Source organism: Streptomyces sp. NBC_00464, assembly GCF_036013915.1.
GTDB lineage: Bacteria > Actinomycetota > Actinomycetes > Streptomycetales > Streptomycetaceae > Streptomyces.
The window spans coordinates 3510682-3535933 of record NZ_CP107899.1; the positions used below are offsets into that span (position 1 = coordinate 3510682).

Annotated in this window: 20 protein-coding genes, 4 tRNA genes and 1 other RNA gene; 11 read left to right on the top strand and 14 right to left on the bottom strand. The window is 70.2% G+C overall.

What is annotated here, in order from left to right:
* Positions 1-58: 58 nt before the first annotated feature.
* Positions 59-1585 (bottom strand): amidophosphoribosyltransferase, encoded by a 1527-nt coding sequence (purF, locus tag OG912_RS15660; RefSeq protein ID WP_326737545.1) that lies wholly within the window; start codon positions 1583-1585, stop codon positions 59-61.
* Positions 1586-2068: 483 nt separating this feature from the next.
* On the opposite strand from purF, the gene OG912_RS40060 reads away from it, so the two are divergent.
* Both OG912_RS40060 and OG912_RS15665 read left to right on the top strand, forming a co-directional pair.
* Positions 2069-2161: a putative leader peptide gene (locus OG912_RS40060; RefSeq protein WP_398965465.1), complete on the top strand. Its 93-nt coding sequence runs from the start codon at positions 2069-2071 to the stop codon at positions 2159-2161.
* Between the two features lie 350 nt (positions 2162-2511).
* Positions 2512-3954 (top strand): sulfatase family protein, encoded by a 1443-nt coding sequence (locus OG912_RS15665; RefSeq protein WP_327709870.1) that lies wholly within the window; start codon positions 2512-2514, stop codon positions 3952-3954.
* Positions 3955-3973: 19 nt separating this feature from the next.
* Here the strand turns inward: OG912_RS15665 and OG912_RS15670 are convergent, their stop codons facing one another.
* From OG912_RS15670 to purS, 5 genes are all read right to left on the bottom strand, one after another.
* Positions 3974-4774, bottom strand: a complete 801-nt coding sequence (locus tag OG912_RS15670; RefSeq protein ID WP_327709871.1) for a maleylpyruvate isomerase family mycothiol-dependent enzyme — start codon at positions 4772-4774, stop codon at positions 3974-3976.
* Positions 4775-4914: 140 nt separating this feature from the next.
* A complete protein-coding gene (locus tag OG912_RS15675; RefSeq protein ID WP_327713447.1) occupies positions 4915-5553 on the bottom strand; it encodes a TetR/AcrR family transcriptional regulator in 639 nt (212 codons plus the stop codon).
* 181 nt (positions 5554-5734) lie between these two features.
* Entirely contained in the window at positions 5735-7984 is a 2250-nt protein-coding gene (gene purL / locus OG912_RS15680; RefSeq protein WP_327709872.1) for a phosphoribosylformylglycinamidine synthase subunit PurL, read from the bottom strand.
* On the bottom strand, positions 7981-8661 hold the full coding sequence (purQ, locus tag OG912_RS15685) for a phosphoribosylformylglycinamidine synthase subunit PurQ (protein WP_326737540.1): 681 nt from the start codon (positions 8659-8661) through the stop codon (positions 7981-7983). Before purQ ends, purL begins: the two co-directional genes overlap by 4 nt.
* A complete protein-coding gene (purS, locus tag OG912_RS15690; protein WP_030929711.1) occupies positions 8658-8918 on the bottom strand; it encodes a phosphoribosylformylglycinamidine synthase subunit PurS in 261 nt (86 codons plus the stop codon). The genes purQ and purS overlap by 4 nt, the downstream gene beginning before the upstream one ends.
* Before the next feature lie 384 nt (positions 8919-9302).
* On the opposite strand from purS, the gene OG912_RS15695 reads away from it, so the two are divergent.
* From OG912_RS15695 to OG912_RS15730, 8 genes are all read left to right on the top strand, one after another.
* Positions 9303-9638: a histone-like nucleoid-structuring protein Lsr2 gene (locus OG912_RS15695; RefSeq protein ID WP_326737539.1), complete on the top strand. Its 336-nt coding sequence runs from the start codon at positions 9303-9305 to the stop codon at positions 9636-9638.
* 165 nt (positions 9639-9803) lie between these two features.
* Positions 9804-9875: transfer RNA gene (locus OG912_RS15700), tRNA-Gly, on the top strand.
* An 80-nt stretch (positions 9876-9955) separates the two neighbouring features.
* Positions 9956-10028, top strand: a tRNA-Gly gene (locus OG912_RS15705).
* Positions 10029-10229: 201 nt separating this feature from the next.
* The gene (locus OG912_RS15710) at positions 10230-11174 is read left to right on the top strand and encodes an ABC transporter ATP-binding protein (RefSeq protein ID WP_327709873.1); all 945 of its coding nucleotides are present in this window, start codon (positions 10230-10232) and stop codon (positions 11172-11174) included.
* On the top strand, positions 11174-11986 hold the full coding sequence (locus tag OG912_RS15715) for an ABC transporter permease (RefSeq protein ID WP_327709874.1): 813 nt from the start codon (positions 11174-11176) through the stop codon (positions 11984-11986). The genes OG912_RS15710 and OG912_RS15715 overlap by 1 nt, the downstream gene beginning before the upstream one ends.
* A 19-nt stretch (positions 11987-12005) precedes the next feature.
* Positions 12006-13298, top strand: a complete 1293-nt coding sequence (locus tag OG912_RS15720) for a sensor histidine kinase (RefSeq protein WP_327713448.1) — start codon at positions 12006-12008, stop codon at positions 13296-13298.
* Positions 13295-13906, top strand: a complete 612-nt coding sequence (locus OG912_RS15725; protein ID WP_326737536.1) for a response regulator transcription factor — start codon at positions 13295-13297, stop codon at positions 13904-13906. Before OG912_RS15720 ends, OG912_RS15725 begins: the two co-directional genes overlap by 4 nt.
* Positions 13907-13928: 22 nt before the next feature.
* A tRNA-Gly gene (locus OG912_RS15730) sits at positions 13929-14001 on the top strand.
* 60 nt (positions 14002-14061) lie between these two features.
* On the opposite strand, the gene OG912_RS15735 is transcribed toward OG912_RS15730, so the two are convergent.
* The 6 genes from OG912_RS15735 to ffs all read right to left on the bottom strand — a co-directional run bounded on the left by OG912_RS15735 (position 14062) and on the right by ffs (position 22642).
* Positions 14062-14976 (bottom strand): phosphoribosylaminoimidazolesuccinocarboxamide synthase, encoded by a 915-nt coding sequence (locus tag OG912_RS15735; RefSeq protein ID WP_327709875.1) that lies wholly within the window; start codon positions 14974-14976, stop codon positions 14062-14064.
* Positions 14977-15102: 126 nt separating this feature from the next.
* Entirely contained in the window at positions 15103-16566 is a 1464-nt protein-coding gene (locus OG912_RS15740; protein ID WP_326737534.1) for a N,N-dimethylformamidase beta subunit family domain-containing protein, read from the bottom strand.
* Positions 16567-16766: 200 nt separating this feature from the next.
* Positions 16767-18488: a hypothetical protein gene (locus tag OG912_RS15745; RefSeq protein ID WP_327709876.1), complete on the bottom strand. Its 1722-nt coding sequence runs from the start codon at positions 18486-18488 to the stop codon at positions 16767-16769.
* A 282-nt stretch (positions 18489-18770) separates the two neighbouring features.
* The gene (gene purD / locus OG912_RS15750; RefSeq protein ID WP_327709878.1) at positions 18771-20021 is read right to left on the bottom strand and encodes a phosphoribosylamine--glycine ligase; all 1251 of its coding nucleotides are present in this window, start codon (positions 20019-20021) and stop codon (positions 18771-18773) included.
* A 234-nt stretch (positions 20022-20255) separates the two neighbouring features.
* Positions 20256-22424 carry a DNA polymerase III subunit gamma and tau gene (locus tag OG912_RS15755; RefSeq protein ID WP_327709879.1) on the bottom strand — a complete coding sequence of 723 codons (2169 nt, stop codon included), beginning with the start codon at positions 22422-22424 and terminating at the stop codon, positions 20256-20258.
* A gap of 121 nt (positions 22425-22545) precedes the next feature.
* Positions 22546-22642: signal recognition particle sRNA small type (ffs, locus tag OG912_RS15760), an RNA gene on the bottom strand.
* 132 nt (positions 22643-22774) lie between these two features.
* Here ffs and OG912_RS15765 point away from each other — a divergent pair.
* Positions 22775-22862: transfer RNA gene (locus tag OG912_RS15765), tRNA-Ser, on the top strand.
* A gap of 125 nt (positions 22863-22987) precedes the next feature.
* Here the strand turns inward: OG912_RS15765 and OG912_RS15770 are convergent.
* The gene (locus OG912_RS15770; protein WP_327709880.1) at positions 22988-23743 is read right to left on the bottom strand and encodes an HNH endonuclease signature motif containing protein; all 756 of its coding nucleotides are present in this window, start codon (positions 23741-23743) and stop codon (positions 22988-22990) included.
* Positions 23740-25092, bottom strand: a complete 1353-nt coding sequence (locus OG912_RS15775; RefSeq protein ID WP_327709881.1) for an AAA family ATPase — start codon at positions 25090-25092, stop codon at positions 23740-23742. Before OG912_RS15775 ends, OG912_RS15770 begins: the two co-directional genes overlap by 4 nt.
* Positions 25093-25252: the final 160 nt, after the last annotated feature.

Below are 25252 nucleotides of genomic sequence, written 5' to 3' on the forward strand. Positions count from 1 at the left end.
CCTGGGATCTTTCGTGTGGAAATACGGGGCTGGTGGGAGGGCTGTCGTGCGGTCCGGGTCACGGACGGCGCAGCGCGTCGGCCGCGGCGGTCGCCGCAGGGCCTGCCGCCAGCTCGGTCTCCAGCAGCTGCTTGCCGAGCAGCTCCGGGTCCGGAAGCTCCATCGGGTACTCGCCGTCGAAGCAGGCGCGGCACAGATTCGGCTTGTCGATCGTCGTCGCCTCGATCATCGCGTCGAGCGAGATGTACGAGAGCGAGTCGGCCCCCATCGACGTGGCGATCTCGTCGACGGACATGCCGTTGGCGATCAGCTCGGCGCGGGTGGCGAAGTCGATACCGAAGAAGCAGGGCCACTTCACCGGCGGGGACGAGATCCGGATGTGGATCTCGGCGGCGCCGGCCTCGCGGAGCATCCGGACGAGTGCGCGCTGGGTGTTGCCGCGGACGATCGAGTCGTCGACGACCACCAGCCGCTTGCCCTTGATGACTTCCTTGAGCGGGTTCAGCTTGAGGCGGATGCCGAGCTGCCGGATGGTCTGGGACGGCTGGATGAAGGTACGGCCGACATAGGCGTTCTTCACCAGTCCGGCGCCGAACGGGATGCCGCTGGCCTCCGCGTAACCGATGGCGGCGGGGGTGCCGGACTCCGGTGTCGCTATGACCAGATCGGCCTCGACCGGGGCTTCGGCGGCCAGCTTGCGGCCCATCTCCACCCGGGAGAGGTAGACGTTGCGCCCGGCGATGTCGGTGTCGGGGCGGGCCAGGTAGACGTACTCGAAGACGCAGCCCTTGGGCTTCGCTTCTGCGAAGCGGGAGGTGCGCAGGCCGTTCTCGTCGATGGCGACGAGCTCGCCCGGCTCGATCTCGCGGACGAAGCTGGCGCCGCAGATGTCGAGGGCGGCGGACTCGGAGGCCACCACCCAGCCGCGCTCCAGCCGGCCGAGGACCAGCGGGCGGATGCCCTGCGGGTCACGGGCCGCGTAGAGGGTGTGCTCATCCATGAAGACGAGGGAGAAGGCGCCCTTCACCTCGGGAAGCACCCTGGTGGCGGCTTCCTCGATGGTGAGCGGCTTGCCGTCGTCGTCGGTCTGGCCGGCGAGCAGCGCGGTCACGAGGTCGGTGTCGTTGGTCGCGGCGACCTGGGTGGCGCGACCGTCCTTGCGCGGAAGGTCGGCGACCATCTCGGCGAGCTGGGCCGTGTTGACCAGGTTGCCGTTATGACCCAGGGCGATCGAACCGTGCGCGGTCGCACGGAACGTCGGCTGCGCGTTCTCCCACACCGAGGCACCGGTGGTGGAGTAACGGGCATGACCGACCGCGATATGGCCCTGGAGCGATCCCAGAGACGTTTCGTCGAAGACCTGCGAGACCAGTCCCATGTCCTTGAAGACCAGGATCTGGGACCCGTTGCTCACTGCGATGCCCGCGGACTCCTGTCCACGGTGCTGCAGGGCATACAGTCCGAAATAGGTGAGCTTGGCGACCTCTTCGCCCGGAGCCCAGACACCGAAGACGCCACAAGCGTCCTGGGGGCCTTTCTCTCCGGGGAGCAGGTCGTGGTTGAGTCGTCCATCACCACGAGGCACGCCACCGAGTGTAGGCGAGATCGACCACTGGTCCGAATTGGGGACGCCCCGCCGGACTGCGGAAGAAGCGCCCCCGAACCCCCCTCCACAGCCGTACCGGAGTGTGACGCGGAGTGATCACCGCCCGGGGGCGAACGGCCGGCCGCAGCCGCCTCGGGGCAGTCGTCGCCCGGATCAACGGCGGGTTACCTACGGGTTCCAGCCACGGAACCACAGGGCGGCCGGGCCGGTCCGTGGCCCTCCGTGAGGACCCCCGTCGCGGCCTCTCGCGGGGTGGCCGAACGCTCGTTTCGTGGCGAGCCTCACACCGGGCACACGCGGGGACGACCGGTATGCGGCTTCTGGCGTCGCCCGGAGAGGTTCCTGTGCGGGTCAGGGGAAGCCGCGGGCTTGGTGCGGGGAACGTCCGGAGAGTGCCGGGGGCCGTCCGGAGTGCGAGACCGGCGTTGACAGGCGCATGCCTCGTTGGCAGGCTCCTGCCTCATGCAGCCCCTCGGTGACCACACGGTCACGCTCGTGGAGCGCCGTCACGTCGATCTGGGACGTGTTTCGAGCGCCATCTGTCGCCACGCCTGATTTCACCGGCGCGCGCGAGGGCTTCTGCTGTTCTCTTCACTCGGTCTCCCGTTCTCCCGATCTCCCGCTTCTCCACGTGACCGCTGTACGCCTTGGCCCTGGCGGGCCCGGTAGGTCTCGTGGGCGTGGGTCTCCTGGGTCCCTTGCGCTCCCGCCGCTCCCTGCGCCTCTTGCCTCTCTTGCGCCCTTTGCACGTCCGTAACTGTCCGGACTGTCCGGTCGGCCCCTGACCGGTCCCGTACGCCTCCGGATCCACACCCGCACCCGTCTCCGCGCCCCGTCGTCGGCGGGCGGAACGGGCCCTTTCGCCTTCGTCGCCCCGTGCGGCCGAGTCCTGCCCTGGAGCAGCCATGCCTACTCGTGACTCGAACACCAGTTCCAGCAATTCCTTGACCCGGCGCGCCTTCGGAACGGCTGTGGGTGCCACGGCCGCGACCGCCGCGGTGGGGCTGCCGGCCGCCCCTGCCTCCGCCGCACCGGCGGAGACGGCCGCACACGAGCAGCCTTTCCGGGCAGCCCGGGGCCGGCACTCCCGGCGTCCCAACATCCTCTTCATCCTCGGGGACGACCTCGGCTGGGCCGATCTCTCCTCCTACGGTTCGCCGGACATCCGCACCCCGAATCTGGACCGGCTCGGCCGGCAGGGAGTGCGGTTCACCGACGCCTACGCCGGGTCCGCGACCTGCTCGCCGACCCGGTTCAGCCTGTACACGGGCCGCTACCCCGGGCGCACGAAGGGCGGCCTCGCCGAACCCATCGCAGACCGCTCGGCCGGTCTCGAACCCACCCATCCGACCCTCGCCTCGCTGCTGCGCGGTGCCGGGTACGCGACCGCGCTGATCGGCAAGTGGCACTGCGGCTATCTGCCGGACTACAGCCCCACCAAGTCGGGCTGGGACGAGTTCTTCGGCAACTTCGGCGGGGCGCTGGAGTACTACTCGAAGCTCGGCCTCGGCGGCGAGTACGACCTCTACGAGGGCGATGCCGAGTACAAGGACCTGCGGTACTACACCCGCATCCTCACCGAGCGGGCGAGCGAGTACGTACAGCGCGACCACGACAAGCCATGGCTGCTGAACCTCAACTTCACCACCCCGCACTGGCCCTGGATCGCCGAGGGCGACACGGCGGAGAGCGCCGAGATCGTACGGAAGATCAAGGAGGGCGGCCTCGGCGGGCTGTTCCACGCCGACGGGGGATCGGTCGCCAAGTACAAGGAGATGGTCGAGGATCTGGACCGGTCGGTCGGCGAGGTGCTGAAGGCGCTGAAGCGGTCCGGCCAGGAGGAGGACACCCTGGTGTTCTTCGCCAGCGACAACGGCGGTGAGCGCTTCTCGTACCAGTGGCCGCTCTCCGGCAACAAGAGCTCGCTCCAGGAGGGCGGCATCCGGGTCCCGGCCGTGCTGCGCTGGCCGGCCAGGATCGACCCGCACCAGGTGAGCGGTCTGCCGCTGTTCTCGCCCGACTGGACGGCGACACTGCTGGAACTCGGTGGCGCCCGGCCCGATCCGGCCTACCCGCTGGACGGCATCAGCCTCGCCGGATACCTGCTGCGGGGCGAACAGCCGAAGGAGCGGGACCTGTTCTGGCGGGTACGCGGGGAGCGTGCGCTGCGCCGCGGCGACTGGAAGTACTACCGGGGCAGGGGTGGGGCCGATCAGCTCTTCAACCTGGCGCACGACCAGCGGGAGCAGGCCGACCGGGCCGCCGCCGAACCGGAGCTGCTGGCCGGACTGCGGGCAGCCTGGGAACGGACGGACGCCGGCCTGCTGCCGTACCCGAAGGCCTCCTGAACTCCGCCCGAACCGCTGTTCACCCCATCAGGGGCAGCAGCGCGGCAAGGTCAGCCCGTTCACCACTGGCGCTGACCTTGGCCGCGTCCAGTTCCTGTGCCCACTCCGTACGCCCGGTGGCGAGCCCGATCCAGGTGAGCGGGTCGGTCTCGACCACGTTGGGCGGCGTACCGCGCGTGTGCCGGGGGCCCTGGACGCACTGGACGACCGCGAAGGGCGGGACCCGCACCTCGACCGAGCCCCCCGGCGCCTTCTCCGCCAGGGCGTCGGCAAGCAGCCGGGTGCAGGCAGCGAGCGCCTGGCGGTCGTACGGGATACCGAGCCCGGTCGCCTCGTTGAGGTCGTACGTGTGGACGACCAGCTCCACGGTGCGGGTCACCAGGAAGTCCCCGAGCCGCATGGCACCGACCCGGGTGGCCAGCAGGCGGTCCTCGGGAGCGCCCGGCACCAGCGCCTCGAAGCGGTCGGCCACCTCTGCGTACAGGGCGTCCACATCGGGGTGAGCGGCGGCGAGCGCCACAGTGTCATCGGCGATCCGGCCGGCCCGCCCAGCCGTGGAGAACGGCCACTCCAGCAAGCTCACCTCGGGCTTGGCGAGGGCCGGTTCGGGGAGCTCCAGGGTCCGGCTGACATGCGAGAGCGCCATGGTCAGGTGGACGGCGAGCTCACGCACCGTCCACGCGCCGAGTCCGCTCGGCGCATTCAGCTGCTGAGACGTCAGGGTGCTGACGGCGGACCGGACATGGGCGAACTGCGCCAGGACCGCGGCGCGGGTCCTGACCGGGTCGTAGCGGCGGGCGGGCTTCTGGGACGGCGGCATGGAGGGGAGCCTACGGCGTCATCGCCCGGCACAAGGCACATTCCCGGGTCAGCCCCGAGCCCGCCCCGGCAGGGAAGGAGACGGGCCCCGAGCCCGCCCCGGAAGGGAAGGAGACGGGCCCCGATCTCGACAGGAACGGGTCAGGCGCGGGTCGCGAAGCCGCTCAGGCCCGTCTCAAGCAGGCCGAAACCTCGCGCGGCGAGCACTTCGGCATCCGCCGCGATCGCGTCGGCCGCTTCGCCGGCCAGCAGCCGGCGCTGGTTCTCGGCGATCAGGGCGTTGCGGGTGCCGATCAGCTGGGCGGCCACGATGCGCGCGACGGCCGGCTCCTCGCCCTCGTCGACCAGGACATCGGCGAGCAGCTCGCCGGTGCGGACAAAGAAGGCGTGGGCCCGGGTGAGCAGGGCCGGTGTCTGCTGGATGAGCTGGAGGAGCCCGAGGACCACCGGCGCATCGCTCATCCCGACCGCGGGATCCCGGCTCTCGACGGCAGCCAGGAACTGGCGCCGCACGCCGGTCACCACCGACTCGCCGGGCGCCCGGTCCCGTACCACCTGGGCGACATCGCCGATGTGCTCCTCCAGAGGAGCGAGAACCAGATCTTCTTTGCTGTCGAAGTAGTTGAAGACAGTCATCTTCGACACGTCGGCCGCTTCGGCGATCTCCGCGACCGAGACCTGGTCGAACCCACGGTCGCCGAAGAGCCTCATGGCCTCGGCCAGCAGACGGCGTCGCGTCTGGATCTTCTTGCGCTCGCGCAGGCCCAGCCCCTCAGACAGCATGCAATCACTGTACCAGGATGAAAGTTAATCTTGGATGAGTAATGTACCAAGTACATGTTAATGGAAGAGGCACCTTCCGTGGCGGAAACCCGGGCCGTACGGGCCACGCGGAAGCCCCCGCACGGTCGGACCGTGCGGGGGCTTCCGCGAAGGGTGACGGGCGAACCCGCCGGGGCAGCTACGCGAGCAGCGCGGGGATCGTTCCCTCGTGCGCCGTACGCAGCTCGTCCAGCGGAATGCTGAACTCGCCCTGGATCTCGATCTCCTCGCCGTCCACGACACCGATCCGGGTCACGGGCAGACCCCGCGCCCCGCACATGTCGTTGAACCGGAGCTCCTCGCTGCGCGGGATCGAGACGATCGCGCGTCCCGCCGACTCGGAGAACAGGAACGTGAACGCGTCCAGTCCGTCCGGCACGACCAGCCGGGCACCCTTCCCGCCGCGCAGGCAGGACTCGGTGACCGCCTGGATCAGGCCGCCGTCGGAGAGGTCGTGCGCCGCGTCGATCATGCCGTCGCGGGACGCCGAGATCAGGATCTCGCCGAGCAGCTTCTCGCGGCCCAGGTCGACCTTGGGCGGCATGCCGCCGAGGTGCTGGTGGACGACCTCGGACCAGGCCGAGCCGCCGAACTCCTCGTGCGTGTCACCCAGCAGGTAGAGGAGCTGGCCCTCTTCCTTGAAGGCGACCGGCGTGCGCCGCGTGACGTCGTCGATCACACCGAGCACGGCCACGACCGGCGTCGGGTGGATCGCCGTCTCACCGGTCTGGTTGTACAGCGACACATTGCCGCCGGTGACCGGGGTGCCCAGCTCCAGGCAGCCGTCCGCCAGACCGCGGGTGGCCTCGGCGAACTGCCACATGACGTCCGGGTCCTCGGGCGAACCGAAGTTCAGGCAGTCCGAGATGGCGAGCGGCTTGGCGCCGGAGGCGGCGACGTTGCGGTACGACTCCGCCAGCGCGAGCTGCGCACCGGTGTACGGGTCGAGCTTCGCGTACCGGCCGTTGCCGTCGGTCGCCATGGCCACACCGAGGTTGGACTCCTCGTCGATGCGGACCATGCCGGCGTCCTCGGGCATCGCGAGCACGGTGTTGCCCTGCACGAACCGGTCGTACTGGTCCGTGATCCAGGACTTCGACGCCTGGTTCGGCGAGGAGACCAGCCGCAGGACCTGCTCGCGCAGCTCCGCGCCGTTGGCCGGGCGGGCCAGCTTTCCGGCGTCGTCGGCCTGCAGCGCGTCCTGCCAGGACGGGCGGGCGAACGGGCGGTGGTAGGTCGGGCCCTCGTGGGCGACGGACCGCGGCGGCACGTCCACGATCTGCTCGCCGTGCCAGAAGATCTCCAGCTGGGAGCCCTCGGTCACCTCACCGATGACGGTGGCGATGACGTCCCACTTCTCGCAGATCTCCAGGAAGCGGTCCACGTGCTGCGGCTCGACGATCGCGCACATGCGCTCCTGCGACTCGCTCATGAGGATTTCCTCGGGCGAGAGGGAGGAGTCGCGCAGCGGCACGGTGTCCAGCTCGACGCGCATACCGCCGGAACCGGCCGAGGCCAGCTCGGAGGTGGCACAGGAGAGCCCGGCGCCGCCGAGGTCCTGGATGCCCGCGACGAGCTTCTCCTTGAAGATCTCCAGGGTGCACTCGATGAGGAGCTTCTCCTGGAACGGGTCGCCGACCTGGACGGCGGGCCGCTTGGTGGGCTTGCTGTCGTCGAAGGTCTCCGAGGCAAGCACGGAGACGCCGCCGATGCCGTCGCCGCCGGTGCGGGCACCGTAAAGGATCACCTTGTTGCCGGGGCCGGAGGCCTGGGCCAGGTGGATGTCCTCGTGCTTCATCACGCCGATGCAGCCGGCGTTGACGAGCGGGTTGCCCTGGTAGCAGGCGTCGAAGACGACCTCGCCGCCGATGTTCGGCAGGCCGAGACAGTTGCCGTAGCCGCCGATGCCCGCGACGATGCCCGGCAGGACGCGCCGGGTGTCGGGGTGGTCGGCCGCACCGAAGCGCAGCGGGTCGACGACCGCGATCGGACGGGCGCCCATGGCGAGGATGTCGCGGACGATGCCGCCGACGCCGGTGGCCGCACCCTGGTAGGGCTCGATGTACGAGGGGTGGTTGTGCGACTCGACCTTGAAGGTGACCGCGTAACCCTGACCGACATCGACCACACCGGCGTTCTCGCCGATGCCGACGAGCATCGCGTCGTTCTCCGGGACCTTCTCGCCGAACTGCTTGAGGTGGACCTTGCTGCTCTTGTAGGAGCAGTGCTCGGACCACATCACGGAGTACATGGCGAGCTCGGCACCGGTGGGGCGGCGGCCCAGGATCTCGCGGACCCGGGCGTACTCGTCCTCCTTGAGGCCGAGCTCCTTCCAGGGCTGCTCCACATCCGGGGTTTCGGCCGCGTGCTTGACCGTGTCCAGGCTCATGCGTTGACCAGCTTCTTGATGATCGAGGTGAAGAAACCGAGACCGTCGGTGCCGCCGGTGCCGATCAGCGGCTCGACAGCGTGCTCCGGGTGCGGCATCAGGCCGACGACGTTGCCCGCGGCATTGGTGATGCCGGCGATGTCGCGCAGCGAGCCGTTGGGGTTGACGTCCACGTAGCGGAACGCGACGCGCCCCTCGGCCTCCAGCTCGTCGAGCGTGTGCTCGTCGGCGGTGTAGCGGCCGTCCATGTTCTTGAGCGGTACGGAGATTTCCTGGCCCGCGGAGTAGTCCGAGGTCCAGGCGGTCTCCGCGTTCTCGACACGGAGCTTCTGGTCGCGGCAGATGAAGTGCAGGTGGTTGTTGCGCAGCATCGCGCCGGGCAGCAGATGCGCCTCGGTCAGGATCTGGAAGCCGTTGCAGATGCCGAGAACCGGCATGCCCGCCTTCGCCTGCTCGATCACCGTCTCCATGACCGGCGAGAAGCGGGAGATGGCTCCGGCCCGCAGATAGTCGCCGTAGGAGAAGCCGCCCGCGAGGATGACCGCGTCGACCTGGTGCAGGTCCTTGTCGCGGTGCCACAGCGATACAGGTTCGGCGCCGGCGACTCGTACGGCCCGAAGGCTGTCCTGGTCGTCGAGCGTGCCCGGAAAGGTGACGACTCCGATACGAGCAGTCACTTCGACTCCTCGGCCTTCTCCACCTTCACGGTGAAGTCCTCGATCACGGTGTTGGCGAGGAACGTCTCGGCCATCTCGTGAATACGGGTGAGGGCGGCGTCATCGACCGGCCCCTCGACCTCCAGCTCGAAACGCTTTCCCTGACGTACGTCCGCGATTCCCTCGAAGCCGAGACGGGGCAGCGCACGCTGCACAGCCTGTCCCTGCGGGTCGAGGATCTCGGGCTTGAGCATGACGTCGACTACGACGCGTGCCACTGGCACTCCCGGTGTGGTGGTGTGGTGCGGCTGTTTCTCCGGGGGGTTCCCCAGACCCCCGCGGGTTCACTCAGCCTACCTGGCCAGAAATTCTACGCGGGTAGATATCGAGCGGCCCAGATCACGCCGAGATATCGGCCGCGACAACGGATGCCGAAAATCCTGCGAAAAAGATCCCCACCAGCAGCACGCAAAGCCGGTTGACACGCGCAGGTAATTGGGCGGGCTTCACAATGCGGTGCTCACCGCTGTACAAATGATTACCGGGGAAAGCAACATTGCCCCTAAACGGCCGACACCAGTCGGCCCGCATCCGCGCTCACAGCCGGAAGGCCGGCATCCGCGCATGTCAGGCGCGGACGCCGTAGGAAAGGACCGATATCCGTGGCTCAGCGCGTAGTGGTCACGCTCTCCGACGACATCGACGGGGGAGCAGCGACGGAAACGGTCACCTTCGCCCTGGACGGGAAGTCGTACGAGATCGACCTCAATCCGTCCAATGCAAAGAAACTGCGCAAGACCCTGGCGCCGTACGTTGCGGCCGGCCGCAAGCAGACAAACGCGGCCAAGCACGGCAAGGTTCCCATCTTGTACCGGCACACCTCACTCGCACCCGACCCGGCAGCCGTCCGCGCCTGGGCACGCTCGCACCGGATGGAGGTGCCGGCCCGGGGCCGGATCCCCAAGAAGGTCTACGAGGCGTTCCAGGAAGCGAGTTGAGCGGACGGGCGGCGACGATCGGCCGGACGGCGGGCACCGGACCGCCCGCCACCGGCCACCCGGGCGACACCCCGCGGGAGCCGACTTGCGCGACACCCCTGCAGGTCGGCTAGAGTCTGGAGCACGCCGAGGGGCAAGGCCGCAAAGCCAAACCTCGCGCAGCGTGCGGGTGTAGTTCAGTAGTAGAACATCCCCCTTCCAGGGGGAAGGCGCAGTGTGCAATTCCTGTCACCCGCTCTGCATCGCTCTTCTCAACCACTCCGGTGGATCGGGTAGAGTAGTGCTCGCTCCACCGGTGAGAGCCGAGTGGCTGCAATGCGGACGTAGCTCAGTTGGTAGAGCGCAACCTTGCCAAGGTTGAGGTCGCCAGTTCGAACCTGGTCGTCCGCTCTTGATCGAAGGCCCCGGTCGATTTCGACCGGGGCCTTCGTCGTATTCGCTTTCGGTCCTGTCTCTTCGCTCTCTCCGCTCTCTTCACCCTCTTCGCTTGCCTTCATCTCCCTTCACCGCCCTTCACCCATGACGTTTGTCATGGGCAGCGGTGACAGCTCGCACTGCTCTTGGTCCTGTCCGGACGGAAACCTTGAGTGCATGACCAGCGACGATATTCCTCGTGAGTGCGTGATCGAGGCGACCGGTGTCCGGCGCAGTTATGCGGGCGGCTTCGAGGCCGTGACCGGCGTCTCCTTCTCCGTGGCTCGCGGCGAGCTGTTCGCCCTGCTCGGGACGAACGGCGCAGGCAAGACCTCCACCGTCGAGCTGCTGGAGGGCCTGGCCCGTCCCGACGGCGGCACGATACGGGTGCTCGGCCACGATCCGTACGCCGAACGCGCCGCGGTCCGCCCCCGCATCGGGGTGATGCTGCAGGAGGGCGGCTTCCCGTCCGACCTGACGGCCGCCGAGACCGTACGGATGTGGGCGGGCTGCACCAGCGGCGCCCGGCCGACGGGCGAGGCACTCGACCTGGTGGGGCTCGGACACCGGACAGGGGTCCGGGTCAAGCAGCTCTCCGGCGGTGAGCGGCGGCGACTGGATCTGGCTCTGGCCCTCCTCGGCCGGCCAGAGGTGCTCTTCCTCGACGAGCCGACCACCGGCCTCGACGCCGAGGGACGGCGCGACACCTGGGAGCTGGTGCGCCGGCTGAAGGAGGACGGCATCACCGTCCTCCTCACCACGCACTACCTGGAAGAGGCCGAGGCGCTGGCCGACCGGCTGGCGATCATGCACCGGGGACGGATCGTGACCGCGGGAACCACCACCGAGGTGACCGCCGCCCGCCCGTCCCGGATCCGGTTCGAGCTGCCCGCCGGGACCACGGCCGGACAGCTGCCGCTGGGGCTGCGCGCCGCGGCCGAGGGCCGGCGGATAGAGATCCGTACCCATCGGCTGCAGGAGTCACTGACCGAACTGCTGCGCTGGGCTGCGGAGTCGGATGTCCGGCTGATCGGGCTCGATGCCCGGTCGGCCTCGCTCGAAGAGGCATTTCTCGATATCGCGAAGTCCGCGGCGGAGACCGAAGAAAAGGTGGCTGTGTGATGACGACCGCGACAAGCCCCGCGAGGAGCACGACGAAGCCACCTTCGACCACGACGGTCCGGGGCAGGCTGACCGCACTCGGACGGGCCGAACTGACGCTGCTCTTCCGCAACAGGACGGCCGTCTTCGTCGCCCTGCTGATGCCCGCCGCCATGGTCGTGGCGATGAAGTCGACGCTCGAACAGGTGGATCTCGGCGGGACCGGGCTGACCGTCGCCGGAGCGGCTCTTACCGGCGGCATCGGGATGGTGCTGCTCCAGGTCATCTACATGAACATGGTCGCCGCCTATGTGGCGCGGCGTGAGGAACTGGTCCTGAAGCGGCTGCGTACCGGCGAGGTGACCGACGGAGAGATCCTGACCGGCACCGCGCTGCCCTCGGCCGCACTGGCCCTGGCGCAGACCGTGGTGATCGTCGTGGCCGGAACGGCCTTCTTCGGCCTCGACGCACCCGAGCGCCCCGAGCTGCTCCTCCTGGGGCTGCTGCTGGGCGTGGTCCTGATGACGGCACTGGCCGGAGCCACCTCCGTTCTCACCCGCACCGTGCAGACGGCTCAGCTCACGACCCTCCCGCTGTTCTTCCTCTCGATCATGGGCTCGGGGCTCTTCGTGCCGCTGGAGATCCTTCCGGACCCGCTCGCATCGGCGTGCGAGTTCCTGCCGCTGACCGGAGTGATGACGCTCGTACGGGCCGGCTGGCTCGGCAGCGCCGACGGCACCGAACTGCTCGGGGCCGCGCTGACCGGGCTGGTCTGGACAGCGCTCGCGGTGTTTGCTGTGCAGCGGTGGTTCCGCTGGGATCCGCGACGCTGAGGGAGGTTGTGCGGTGTTGATGCGCATACGTGGCTGGCGCCGCGGCTGGCAGGAGCACAGCAAGCTGGAGCGGATCGACCTGTACTCGCGACTGACGGTCGCCTCGGTTCCCTGGCTCTTCACCGTGTCGTGGCAACTGGCCGCGTTCGCGTCGGACATCCACCGATCGAGGCTCCCGCTGGCCCTGGGCGCGGCACTGCTGCTGGTGAGCGTGGGGCAGTGCCTGCTGAACAACCGCAACATCCGACGGTCGTACGCCCACTACCTCGGCACCCGCGTCTTCCCCCGGCAACGGCTGCTCGCCCCCCTGGTCCTGATGCTGCTGGGGCTGGGGCTGCTGGCAACGCTGGCCGGGGTGTCCGGTGTGGAGAACGACGGCCTGCTCCTGATGGTCATGAACGCGCCGGTGGCGTTCACGATCACGTACGTCCTGCTCGTCCCCGTCCGCACCTTCACGATCCAGTCGCTCGTCCTCGCCGCAGGGATCGCCGGACTCCTCGGCGCGGCCGGCGAGCCGGGCCGCATGCTGGTGGGAGCGGCAGTGACGACGCTCTTCAGCTGCCTGGTGGTGGCGCTCTGCGTACGCCCCAGCGCCTGGAGTCTGAGTGTGATGTGGCAGGCCGAGGAGGCCCGCGACATACAGGCCCGGCTCGCCGTCGCCGAGGAGCGGCTGCGGTTCGGGCGGGACCTGCACGACGTGATGGGCCGCAATCTCGCCGTGATCGCGCTGAAGAGCGAACTGGCGGTGGAGCTCGCGCAGCGCGGCAGGCCCGAGGCGCTGGACCAGATGGTCGAGGTGCAGCGGATAGCCCGCGCCTCTCAGCAGGAGGTACGTGATGTCGTGCGGGGTTACCGGGAGGCCGACCTGACCACGGAACTGGCCGGGGCCCAAGCGGTGTTGCGGGCAGCCGGCATCGACTGTGCGGTGACGGGCCGCGATGGCACGGGACTGGCCGGGCCCGTCCAGTCGGCGCTCGGCTGGGTGGTGCGCGAGGCCGCGACCAATGTGCTGCGGCACGGCGATCCGCGCCGCTGCACGATCCGGCTCGAAGTCTGGGCGGATGAGGTGGTGCTGGATGTGGAGAACGACGGGGCGCCTGCGACCGCGCCCGAGGAAAGCGGCTCCGGGCTGGCCGGACTGCGCGAACGGCTCGGCGCACTCGACGGGGAGCTGGACGCCGGCCCGGCAGAGCACGGCCTGTTCCGGCTGAGCGCGCGGATCCCGCTGGCCCGCACGGAATCCACCGACACCGTCCCGTATGCGGCCGCCGCTGACGTATCGCGAACGACCCTTCTGGAGGAAAGACGATGACCGCGGTACGGGTGCTGCTCGCCGACGACGAGCACCTGATCCGGGGCGCGCTCGCCGCGCTGCTCGCCCTGGAGGACGATCTGGTGGTGGTCGCGGAGGCCGCGACCGGCCCCGAGGCGCTCGCCATGGCCCGGGCGCACCGCCCCGATGTGGCGGTGCTGGACCTGGAGATGCCGGGAGCGGACGGTGTGAGCGTCGCCACATCGATACGGGCCGAACTTCCGGGCTGCCGAACCATGATCGTGACCAGTCACGGCCGGCCGGGGCACCTGAAACGGGCCCTCGCGGCGGGTGTGCGGGCGTTCGTGCCGAAGACCGTCAGCGCCCGTCAACTGGCCGGGATCATCCGTACCGTCCATGCCGGAAATCGTTATGTGGACCCGGAGTTGGCAGCCGACGCGATCGCCGCCGGGGACTCGCCACTGACCGCGCGCGAGGCCGAGGTGCTGGAACTGGCGGCGGACGGAGCGCCGGTCGCCGAGATCGCGGAGCGGGCATCCCTGTCGCAGGGGACGGTGCGCAACTACCTCTCGGCGGCGGCTGCGAAGCTCGGGGCGGAGAACCGTCATGCCGCAGTGCGTCTCGCACGCCGGCGGGGATGGGTATAGTAGTTCTCGCGCTTCGGCGCTTGCGGACGTAGCTCAGTTGGTAGAGCGCAACCTTGCCAAGGTTGAGGTCGCCAGTTCGAACCTGGTCGTCCGCTCGGTTCAGCAAGAAGCCCCCGGCCTTTCGGCCGGGGGCTTCTTCGTGTGCGGCGGGGTGCCTACTTCCAGGGCGTACCGGTGAGGAGTTCGTACGCCTCCAGGTACTTGGCGCGGGTGGCGTCCACGATCTCCTGGGGCAGCGCCGGGGGCGGCTGCTCGCTCTTGCGGTCCCAGCCGGAGGCCGGCGAGGTCAGCCAGTCACGCACGAACTGCTTGTCGTACGACGGCTGGGCGTGGCCCGGCTCCCAGTCGGCGGCAGGCCAGAAGCGGGAGGAGTCCGGGGTGAGCACCTCGTCGGCGATGATCAGTTCCTCGCCGCCGTCGGCGGTGGGTGCGAAGCCGAACTCGAACTTCGTGTCCGCGAGGATGATTCCGCGCTCGCGCGCGATGTCACGGGCCCGGCTGTATACGTCCAGGGTCGTGCGGCGCAGTTGTGCGGCGGTCTCGGCACCGACCTGGCGGGCCACTTCCTCGTAGCTCACGTTCTCGTCGTGGTCGCCGACGGCCGCCTTCGTGGCGGGAGTGAAGATCGGCGTCGGCAGCTCGGAGCCGTCGACGAGGCCCTCGGGAAGGGCGAGTCCGCAGACGGTGCGGGACGCGTTGTACTCGACGAGACCGGAGCCGGTCAGGTAGCCGCGGGCGACGCACTCGACCGGGACCATCCGCAGCGACTTGCAGATCGTCGTACGGCCGGCCCAGTCCGCGGGAGCGCCGGCGGGCAGCTCCGTGGACAGGACGTGGTTCGGCACGAGATCGGCGAGCTGGTCGAACCACCACAGCGAGAGCCGGGTCAGGACGCGGCCCTTGTCCGGGATCTCGGTGGGCAGGACCCAGTCGTAGGCGGAGATCCGGTCGCTGGCGACCATGACGAGGTCACCGGCCTCGTTCCGGTACAGGTCGCGCACCTTGCCCGTGTGCAGGTGGGTGAGCCCCGGAACCTGCACGGGCTCGGGCTTTTCTACAAATCCGGACACGCTGCCTCCGCGTAGGTTGATCCAGGAGCTGTTCCGATTGTCCCGTATCCGGGTGCGGGCGGCTGCGGAGGGGGTACGGAGGGCGTGCGAATGCGTCCCGGAGGTCGGGCGGGCGCACCTGCGTCCTCAGGCGCGCTTGCAGATGCGGTCGAGGAGGTTGGCGGTGGCCCGCTGGATGCGTGGGTCCACATGGCCGGGGCGGTCCAGGGCCGGGGACCAGGCGAAGGTGCCGGAGGCGAAGACGAGCGCGCCCGACGGGGACCGGTACAGGGACGTCTCCTGGTGACGGGTCACGCCGTCGCCGTCCTGGTACGGGGAGTGCGCGAGCAGGATGCGGTTGTCGTGCTCGGGGAGCGTGGTGCGCGGGAAGTAGCGGTCGGCCTCGCCCGCGACCAGGCCGTCGATCTCGTCGCCCTCGACGGCATCGGTCGCGTCCCAGAGCCAGTGCTCCGCGTTCCGCACGACCAGGGGGTGGGGGTCGGGGACCCGGCCCGCGTACTGAATACCGAGCAGCTGCTGCTCGGGGCGGTCGAGCTCGCGCCAGAGCGCGGGCTTTCCCGGGCCCCGGCGCTTGCGGCAGCTGAGCAGCCGGTCGGGGACGCCGGAGGGCGACGGCGCGAGGCTGACCTGCCAGTACATGGTGTTGGCGGAGAGGAAGACGAGCGAGGTGCCGTTGTCGCGGGCGCGTTCGGCGGTACGGCGCATGGGTACCGACCAGTACTCGTCGTGGCCGGGGAAGACCAGGCCCCGGTAGCGGGTCGGGTCGATCCGGCCCGCGTGCAGGTCACGGGTGTCGGCGTAGGCGATGTCGTAGCCGTAGCGCTCGGCCCAGCGGATGAAGTCGTAGGCGTGGCCGACGTGGAGCGGGAGGCCGGCACCCGCGTAGGGGCGGTCGAAGGAGACCGTGACCGCCGCGTCCTCCTCCCCCAGCAGCCGGCCCTGTTCGTCCCAGGCGTGGTAGAGGCTGGCGCCGGTCCGGCCGTCCTCCGGGTAGAGGTTGTACGCCTGCCAGGTGATGTCCGGGAGCACCAGCAGCAGGTCGGCCGGGTGGTCGTCGCGGACCGTGAACGGAATGTGGGAGCGGTATCCGTCGACCGTGGTGAGCACGGCGACATACGCGCCGATCGACCAGTACGTGGGGATCTGCAGCCGCCAGGACTGCCACCAGTGGTGGCAGGAGACCGTGCGGTCGGCGGTGAGGGGGGCCGGCTGGACGATGCCGGAGAGCCGCGGGCTCGTGGTGATCTTGGCGGCGCCGTCGCCCCCGTAGTGGCCGATCCGGTAGATGTCCACGGAGAACTGCTGGGGCGGGTCCACGGTGATGTGGAAGTCGATCGCCTCGCCCGGGGCCGCGGCGCCGGTGGAGATGAAGCCCTTGATCTGGCGGCGGACGTCGTCAGCGGTACGGGTGCCCCCACCGGTGGAGCCGCGGGACAGGGTGGGGTCGGCGTACCAGGGCACCACCTGGCCCGTGTCGTCGAAGTAGTTCTCACTGCCGCGCAGCCAGGGAAGTGGCCCCTGGCCGAAGGGATCGGTGACGGCGTGCGCGAGGGCACCTGACTCCCAACGACGAATCTGCTCCGCCCCCATGACGCATCCCTCCCTCAGGCCCCCGGAACAACAGTGGTGCGCCGACTGTCAGCGCCGGTCCCCAGCACATCACATAACGCATGCACTCCGTCACCGTTCGTCGCGAATTGACGTGAACGGAACCTGCTATTCCGGGTATCGGGTGCCGTTCGGTGTGAACGGCCCACCGTCCAGGCGAGCTTCGGACGAGCAGGCGTGGTTCAGACGAGACGGACGGGCTTGTCGGAACGCACGCCGACGGAGGCGAGCCAGGACCGCAGCGGCTCTGCGTCGCCGTCCTCGACGAGGCTGAGGACAGGGCTGCCGAGGTCGGCCCGGCGTTCGCCGTCGACCAGCAGCGCGGGCCCGTCGAGCCAGTCCAGTCCGGGTGCCGCACCCGCCGTGTCGACGGCGGCGCAGCAGACCATCGCCGCGACATGGTCCGCGAGCAGCTCGGTCCCGGTACGGGGCGGCTGGAGCGGGAAGAGCGGCAGCGGATCGGGGCCCCAGAGGTCCAGCACATCGCCGCCCGAGCCCCCTGCGCCGCCGGTGACCGGCTGCGGGGCCTGCGCCTCCTCCCGGGCCACGGCCGCGCCGATCCCGGCCGCGAGCGCCTCGCCCCCGTCCCGGCCCGCGGCGAGGTGCTCGACGACGCGCGCCAGTGTGGGCACCCCGACGCCTGCGCTGTCGGAGGCATGGGGCACGCCCATGGTGTCCAGGACACGGTGCAGCCGGGCCGCCTCCGTACGCCACTTCCGGTCGACGACCTCTTCCGGATACTGCTGCCAGTCGACCGGAGCCCAGTCGGGCCCGGTCTCCGCGGGGCCGCCGTGGAAGAGTCGGGCGGCCAGCAGGGACGCCGCCTCGTCGGCCGCTCCCGGTTCCTCCAGGAGGTCGCAGGCGGGGCGCTCGCCGAGCCGGGTGGTGAACCCTTCGGCCAGCCGGTCGCGCCGGGAGAGCTCGGTGAGGGCGGAGACGACGCCCGCGTCCAGCCGGGAGGGCCAGCGCCCCATCCGCCAGGCGGGGAGCGCGACGCGGGTGAGCAGCCGGTCCCAGCCCGCGTAGGCGAGACCGACCTGTTCCTGGGCGACGACCCGCAGCCCGTAGTCCACGGCCTGGGCGCGCGTCGACGCGGCGGCGGCGACACCACGCTCCATCTCGGCGGCGTGGCCACGACAGCTGCGCAGCAGCAGCCGGGCGATCCGTCCGATGAAGCGGCCGGGCAGCCGCAGGACCTTGCGCAGCGGCCCGTGGACGGGTGCGGCCGCATCGGCGACCGCGCCGTCCAGCCCGCGTACGAAACGCCGGGCCGCGGCTATGTCGGGGTGGGCGGAGGGGCCGGTGCCTGCCACGACCGGGGCGAGCACCGCCCGCAGCTCGGCGACCCGCATCCACCAGAGGAACGGGGAGCCGATCACCAGCACGGGCGCGGCCTGGACCCGGCGACGGCGTCCCGGATGATTGCCCGAACCGTCCGCCGGACCTCTCGGGTCCCGGCGCGCGGCCTCCTTGGCCGCGCGGTCCGCGGCCGGGTGGGTTCGGTCCTCCAGCCAGCTGTCGCAGTCGGGCGTGAGCGCTATGGCCGAGGGCGCGGGCACTTCGAGCCGCTCCGCCAGGTCGCGGACCAGCCGGTAGAGATCCGGGGCCGCCTCCTCGCTGAGCGGGACGGTCGGGCTGACCGCCGGCTTCGCCCGTACGACCGCGATCGCGACGGCCGCGGCGATGAGCAGGACGACGACGGCGCCGGCCGTCACAGCCCAGCGCACCGCGTCCCAGCCGCTGCCCTCCGCGAAGCCCTGCGCGCCTGCGGCGAACAGCACGACGGCCAACGCGGCCGGCAGCAGTGCCACTGCCGTTGCCCTGCTGCGGATGCGCAGCAGGACGAGAGCCCGGGCGCGCGCTGCCTGCGCACCCAGCTCCTCACCTGTACCGGTACCGGACACGGCCGGACGTCACCCCCTCTGCCCCCACGGCGGTGTTGCTCACTCCCCCACTGTGGCACCCGTCACTGACATCGCAATGCCGGTGGGCCAAGTGCCGGAACGCTTGCGCCGCACCCTAGTTGGGGGTTCGGCGGGCGTCATCCGGATGGCCCAGTCGTCACTCGATGGAATGGCTTTGGGTAAAGGTGCTGACGCGCCGCTGTCCATAGGGCAGCGGCGCGTCAGTGGTGGTCGGGGCGGTACGGCTCAGGTGTCCGCGGCTCTCGTGGAAACGGGTGGGGCTCAGGCCTCCGCGGCCTTCTTGGCGATGTCCGTACGGAGCTGTGAGCCGTCGAGCCGGATCCTGGCCGCAGCCGTGTAGGCACGCTCACGGGCACCCGCGAGGTCCTTGGCGGTCGCGGTCACGGAGAGCACGCGCCCGCCCGCGCTCACGACCGTGTCGCCGTCCCGCCGGGTACCGGCGTGCAGCACGTACGCATGCGGCGCATCCTGTGCCGCGACCTCGTCGAGCCCCTCGATCGGATCACCCGTCCGCGGGGTCTCCGGGTAGTTGTGGGAGGCGATGACCACGGTGACGGCGGCCTCGTCCCGCCACTTCAGCGCGGGCAGCTCGTCCAGGGTCCCGTTGGCGGAGCCCAGCAGGACACCGGCCAGCGGGGTCTTCAGGCGGGCCAGGACCACCTGGGTCTCCGGGTCGCCGAAGCGGGCGTTGAACTCGATGACCCGTACGCCGCGCGAGGTGATCGCGAGGCCCGCGTACAGCAGCCCGGAGAAGGGCGTACCGCGGCGGCGGAGCTCGTCGACGGTCGGCTGGAGGACCGACTGCATGACCTCGTCGACCAGCTTCGGGTCGGCCCACGGCAGCGGGGAGTAGGCACCCATGCCGCCGGTGTTCGGGCCCTCGTCGTTGTCGAGGGCCCGCTTGAAGTCCTGGGCGGGCTGGAGCGGCAGCACGGTGGTGCCGTCGGTGATCGCGAAGAGGCTCACCTCGGGGCCGTCGAGGAACTCCTCGATGACCACGCGGTCACAGGCCAGCGCGTGAGCACGGGCCGCCTCGATGTCGTCGGTGACGACGACGCCCTTGCCCGCGGCGAGGCCGTCGTCCTTGACGACGTACGGAGCTCCGAACGCGTCGAGGGCGGTGTCGATCTCCGCGGGCGTGGTGCAGACATAGCTACGGGCTGTCGGGACGCCCGCTCCGGCCATCACGTCCTTGGCGAAGGCCTTGGAACCCTCGAGCTGGGCGGCCTTTCCGGACGGGCCGAAGCAGGGGATACCGGCGGCGCGCACGGCGTCGGCGACCCCGGCGACAAGCGGTGCCTCCGGGCCGACGACCACCAGCTCGGCGCCCAGTTCGGTGGCGAGGCGCGCGACGGCAGCGCCGTCGAGGGCGTCGACCGGGTGCAGTTCGGCCACCTCTGCGATGCCGGCGTTGCCGGGAGCGCAGTACAGAGCGGTGACGTCGGGGTCGAGGGAAAGAGAGCGGCACAGGGCGTGTTCGCGGGCGCCGCCGCCGATGACGAGGACCTTCACGGGGTGCAGCCTAGCCGCCGGGGCGCGGCGCCCTTGACGGAAGCCGCTCCGTGGACACCGCGGGCGCCGGTCCGGGAAGGCCCGGGGCGGCACGGACCCGCACGGCCTCGGAGGCGACCGGGGCAGCGAGGGGCGACCGGGAGCGACCGAAGGCAACCGCGGCGACCAGGCGCCGCCCGAAGACCTGACCATATGGCCCGGACCGCTCAGCGAAGGGCCCCGCCGCCACCCGCCCTACTCGTTGGTGAACTCCTCGACGACCGTGGCGCCCAGTTCGCGGACGATCAGGTCGTGGCCGGAGAGAGCCGAGTCCACGAGGTCGGGATCGTCGGCCTCGGGGGTGTCGTCCTCGGGGGCGACCGACCGGGGCGGTTCGGGAGCGGCGTACGACGGGGGTGCGGGCTCCGGGGCGGAGCCACCGCCGCCCGGCTGCGGATGCTCCGGTGCGGGCCGGGGCTCGTACGACTGCGGTGCGGGGGCCGCGGGGCGCTGCGGTGCGGGCGGCGCTGCTGCGGAGGGGCGGCCGCCGCCGACCTGCGGGGGCTGGCCGGCACCGCCCGACGGGTCGACGATCGCCTCGACCTTCCACTGCGCGTTGAACCGCTCGGCCAGGGCCTGCTTCAGCACTTCCTCGCTGCCGCTGCTCGCGAAGTTGTCGCGGGCGCCGGCGTTGAGGAAGCCGATCTGCAGGGTGGTGCCGTCGAATCCGGTGACCTGGGCGTTCTGGCTGAGGAGGATCCAGGTGAACCGGCGGCGGCCCTTGACCGCCTCCAGGATGTCGGGCCACATGTTGCGCACCTGCGCGGCGCCCTGTGCCGAGCCCGGAGCGGGCTCGGCGGCGACGGGTGCCGGAGCGGCGGCGGGTGCGGCAGGGGCCGGTGCGGGGGCGGCGGCCTGCGGTGCGGGGGCCTGGCCCGGGGTGGAGGCGGTCGGCCAGCCTCCGGGCCTCCGCCCCTGCTCGGGCGCGGCAGGCCAGGCGCCGGGCCGCTGTCCGGCGGCGGGCGGCGGCTGTACGGGGTCGGGGACGGGAGCCGCCTGCACGGGAGCGGGCGGGGGTGCGTCCCCGCGCGCTGCCGCACGTGCGGCAGCGGGCCCCGTTCCGGCCTCCGGCTGCGTGAAGGGGGGCGGTGCGGGGGCCTGTGGCGCGGCCGGGGCGGGGGCCTGCGGTGCGACGGGGGCGTGGGCCAGCGCCTCGGGCCCGGGGACGTACCCCATCGAGGGCCCCGGCCCGGTGGTGGCGAAGGACGCGCCCCGCTCCAGCCGGTCCAGCCTGGCCTGGAGGGAACGCTCGTCGTCGAAGGCGCCAGGCAGCAGGACCCGGGCGCAGATCAGCTCGACCTGCAGGCGCGGCGACGTCGCCCCGCGCATTTCCGTGAGCCCCTCGTTGACCAGGTCGGCGGCGCGGCTCAGCTCGGCGGCGCCGAAGACGGACGCCTGGGCCGTCATCCGCTCGACCACATCGGCCGGTGCGTCGATCAGCCCCTTCTCCCCCGCGTCCGGCACGGCGGCCAGGATCACCAGGTCGCGCAGCCGCTCCAGGAGGTCGGCGACGAAGCGACGCGGGTCGTTGCCGCCCTCGACCACCCGGTCCACGACCTCGAAGGCGGCGGCCCCGTCGCCCGCGGCGAAGGCGTCCACGATCGAGTCGAGCAGGGAGCCGTCCGTGTAACCGAGCAGGGACGTCGCCATGGCGTACGTCACACCCTCGTCGGCCGCACCGGCCAGCAGCTGGTCCATCACCGACATCGAGTCACGCACGGATCCGGCGCCGGCCCGCACGACGAGCGGGAAGACCCCGTCCTCGACGTAGCTGTTCTCCTTGCCGCACACCTCGGCGAGATACTCGCGCAGCGTCCCGGGCGGCACGAGCCGGAACGGGTAGTGATGGGTACGCGACCGGATGGTGCCGATGACCTTCTCGGGCTCCGTGGTCGCGAAGATGAACTTGAGGTGCTCCGGCGGCTCCTCGACCACCTTCAGCAGGGCGTTGAACCCCGCCGATGTGACCATGTGCGCCTCGTCGATGATGTAGATCTTGTAACGACTCGACGCGGGCCCGAAGAACGCCTTCTCCCGCAGGTCACGGGCGTCGTCCACGCCACCGTGCGAAGCGGCGTCGATCTCGATCACATCGATCGATCCCGGTCCGTTGCGCGCGAGGTCCTGGCACGACTGGCACTCCCCGCAGGGCGTGGGCGTGGGCCCCTGCTCGCAGTTCAGACAGCGGGCGAGGATGCGCGCACTGGTCGTCTTGCCGCAGCCTCGCGGACCACTGAACAGGTACGCGTGATTGACCCGGTTGTTCCGCAGGGCCTGCTGCAGCGGGTCAGTGACATGCTCCTGACCGATGACCTCGGCGAACGACTCGGGGCGATAGCGGCGGTACAGCGCAAGGGACGACACACATACGAGGTTATCGGGGCCGACTGACAACCGGCCCCGGACCGGGCACACCACCGGCCACGGAAACACCTCACCGCAGATTTCCGGGCGCCTCGGCCCCCGCCCCGGACGGGTCCGGACATACAAGGGCCCCCCACGCACCCGCCAGAGCCAACTTACCCTTGCTGCCTTCCGGCCCTGGGGGAGTTCAGTCAGATAGCGCCACGTGAGGGGCTGACGCCCACCTTAGCCGATCCCCACCCCCGCAAGTCCACCTCCCCCGCACCCGGGGACCCCTCCGGGACCGCCCGAAGAGCTCCGAGGCGGAACGGGTTCGCGAGCACTCCTCAACGTCTTGTATTGTTTGCCGCGGAGGATTCGCCTAGTGGCCTAGGGCGCACGCTTGGAAAGCGTGTTGGGGGCAACCCCTCACGAGTTCGAATCTCGTATCCTCCGCCATTGCTCTCACCGGGCAATACGTTGAAGGGCCCCACCGCTTGCGGTGGGGCCCTTCGGCGTGGGGTGGTCTCAGTTTTGGTCTCAGTTGACGCGATCGGCCGTCGCGGCGGCGCTCGGCGGACCACTCACATCTGGAATGCGGCCCGCAACTCGTCGTCCTGGAGAAGAGCCAGGACTCCTGGCTCCTCGGCCGCGAAGACCTGGGGCGCCTCATCGGATACGGCCTTTCGCAGCGCCGCGTAACCGACGTCGGCGAACGGCTGGGTGCGCATGCGGTAGATCTTGCGGCGCATGTTCCTGACATCGCCAGCGTCCCTCGCCCGAGCCCAGCCCTGCAGGTCGTCGGCCAGATTGAGCCAGGCTTCGGCCCTGACCCGGGGCCGCTTCCCCTCATTCAGGCCGCAGACTTCGATGGTCCACTTGCCCTTCGGCGAGCCCTCGACCGACCGGTAAACGCCACTGGCGAGCCCGAGGTCCAGGTGCTCGAAGGGGTCCTCGCGGGTCGGGTCGATGAGCAGCGAGCCGACAAGGCCGTCGCTGCGGTGCTTGTTGCCCTTGAAGCGCGTATTGCAAGTGGAACAGGCCAGCAGCAGGTTCGGCCAGTAGAAGGTCCGTACGGCGCAGCGGGACTTGGGTACGAAGTGATCCACCGTGTCAGCCATGTGATTGCCGCAGTACATGCAGCAGTCGATGCCTGGAGCCATGTCCTCCAGGGCTTCGCGTACCGGCTGGTACACGTCGCGACGCACGGTCTTGCGTTCCCACATTCGGTCGGTGTGCTTGTCCCGTTCGGGGACCGGGGTATCGGCCATCTCCTGGGACAGGGCAAGCAGGGAGGCTTCCAGCTCAGTGGGGAGCCTCGGTCGTACGATCCTGATCACGAACCGCCGCTCTCCCGCCTCCTGGCTCGCAGGCTGGAATCTTCGACGTAGGTCGCCTGTGAGCTGGCCAGAGTCCGGCGCAGGTTACGGAACCGGCGCACCGTCTCCGGATCGGCGTCCCCCGCCGCGACCTCGTACTCCAGGTCGGCGAGTTGTTCCCTGAGCTCCTCGGCACGACGGGAGAAGGGGGATCTCAGGCCGAAGAAATCGGACAGGACCGCGTCGTCGCCGGTGCCATAGACGATCGTGCCGTACTCCTTCTCGTCGACGACCTCCGGCGGGGCCTCCTCATCAGGGCTCGGCAACCGGACGAGACCGCCGGGGTCGGCGGCCTGGCAGATGTAAGGGCTGTGGGTGGTAACGATGAACTGCACTGCGGGGAAGTGGGTCTTGAACCACTCACCGATGCGTTGCTGCCAGGAGACGTGGAGGTGCGCGTCCACCTCGTCGATGAGGACGACGCCCCGGTACGGCAGGTACGGCCGGCCGATGTCGTCGCGGCGCAGTGCCAGCGCGCCGTAGGCGGCGTGCATCTGTCGTACGACGTCCAGGACCAATGCCGTGACGGTGCGCAGACCGTCGCTCATCCGCCACTGGGCGACGAGCGGACCCTCGCCATCGGCTCGCCGAAGCCACAGGCCACGCGAGGTAACCTCCTCGACGCGGAAGTCGCCGGGCAGCAGTTCGTCGTTCAAAAGTGCGAGTACCGATTCCAGCACCTCGGTGGCGCCGGCCTCGCCCTCCAGACGGCGTGTATGGAGGGAAATGAGCCAGACCACCGATTCGGTGAGTGCCGACTGTTCCTCGAAGAGAGTGCGCAGGGCCTCGGTCCGGTCCGGATTCTGACGGTCGCGCTCGAAGAGGCCGGTGCCACTGAGCCGACGGAAGGGGCCGTACGCGGCGTGGAACCAGCCTGCCGGCGGCGAGGAGGACCACAGCAAGTTGGCCACCTTGGCACCCGGATCGGGGAGGAACCGTACGCGGGTCGGGGGTGTGTCCTCCGCGCTGAGCGGCTCCCGGCCCGGTGCCCACGCCATCTTGACCGTGCGCGGATCAGCAACTGAGGGAGCACCTAGGTCAGCCTCAGTGTCCGTGATCAGAGACAGCTCCAGGCTCCCCCGGGACTGGCCGTAGGAGAGGTAGTCCTCGACCTCGCCGTCCAAACGGCTGGCCCGTTCTGGGCCGGCCAGGGCAAGGGCGATGGACCTCAACAGAGTCGTCTTCCCCGATCCGTTGTGGCCGGCGAGGACGGTCCATCCGGCGAAACTCCCGTCCGGACGTGTGAAGTCGAGGTCGCAGGCTCTGGCACCGTGGAAACCACGTACGCCGTCGAGCCGGAGCCTCGTCACATACACCGCAGCGCCCTTCCTGGTCTTTCGCCGGCCTTCCCGTTCGGTCTGGGCCCGCTGGCCCATCGCAACTTACCGCCCACTGTACGGACGTGCACTGACAGTGACCCAACGGGCCCATGGCCTGATCCGGACGTTCATCATCCACGTACTGACGAAG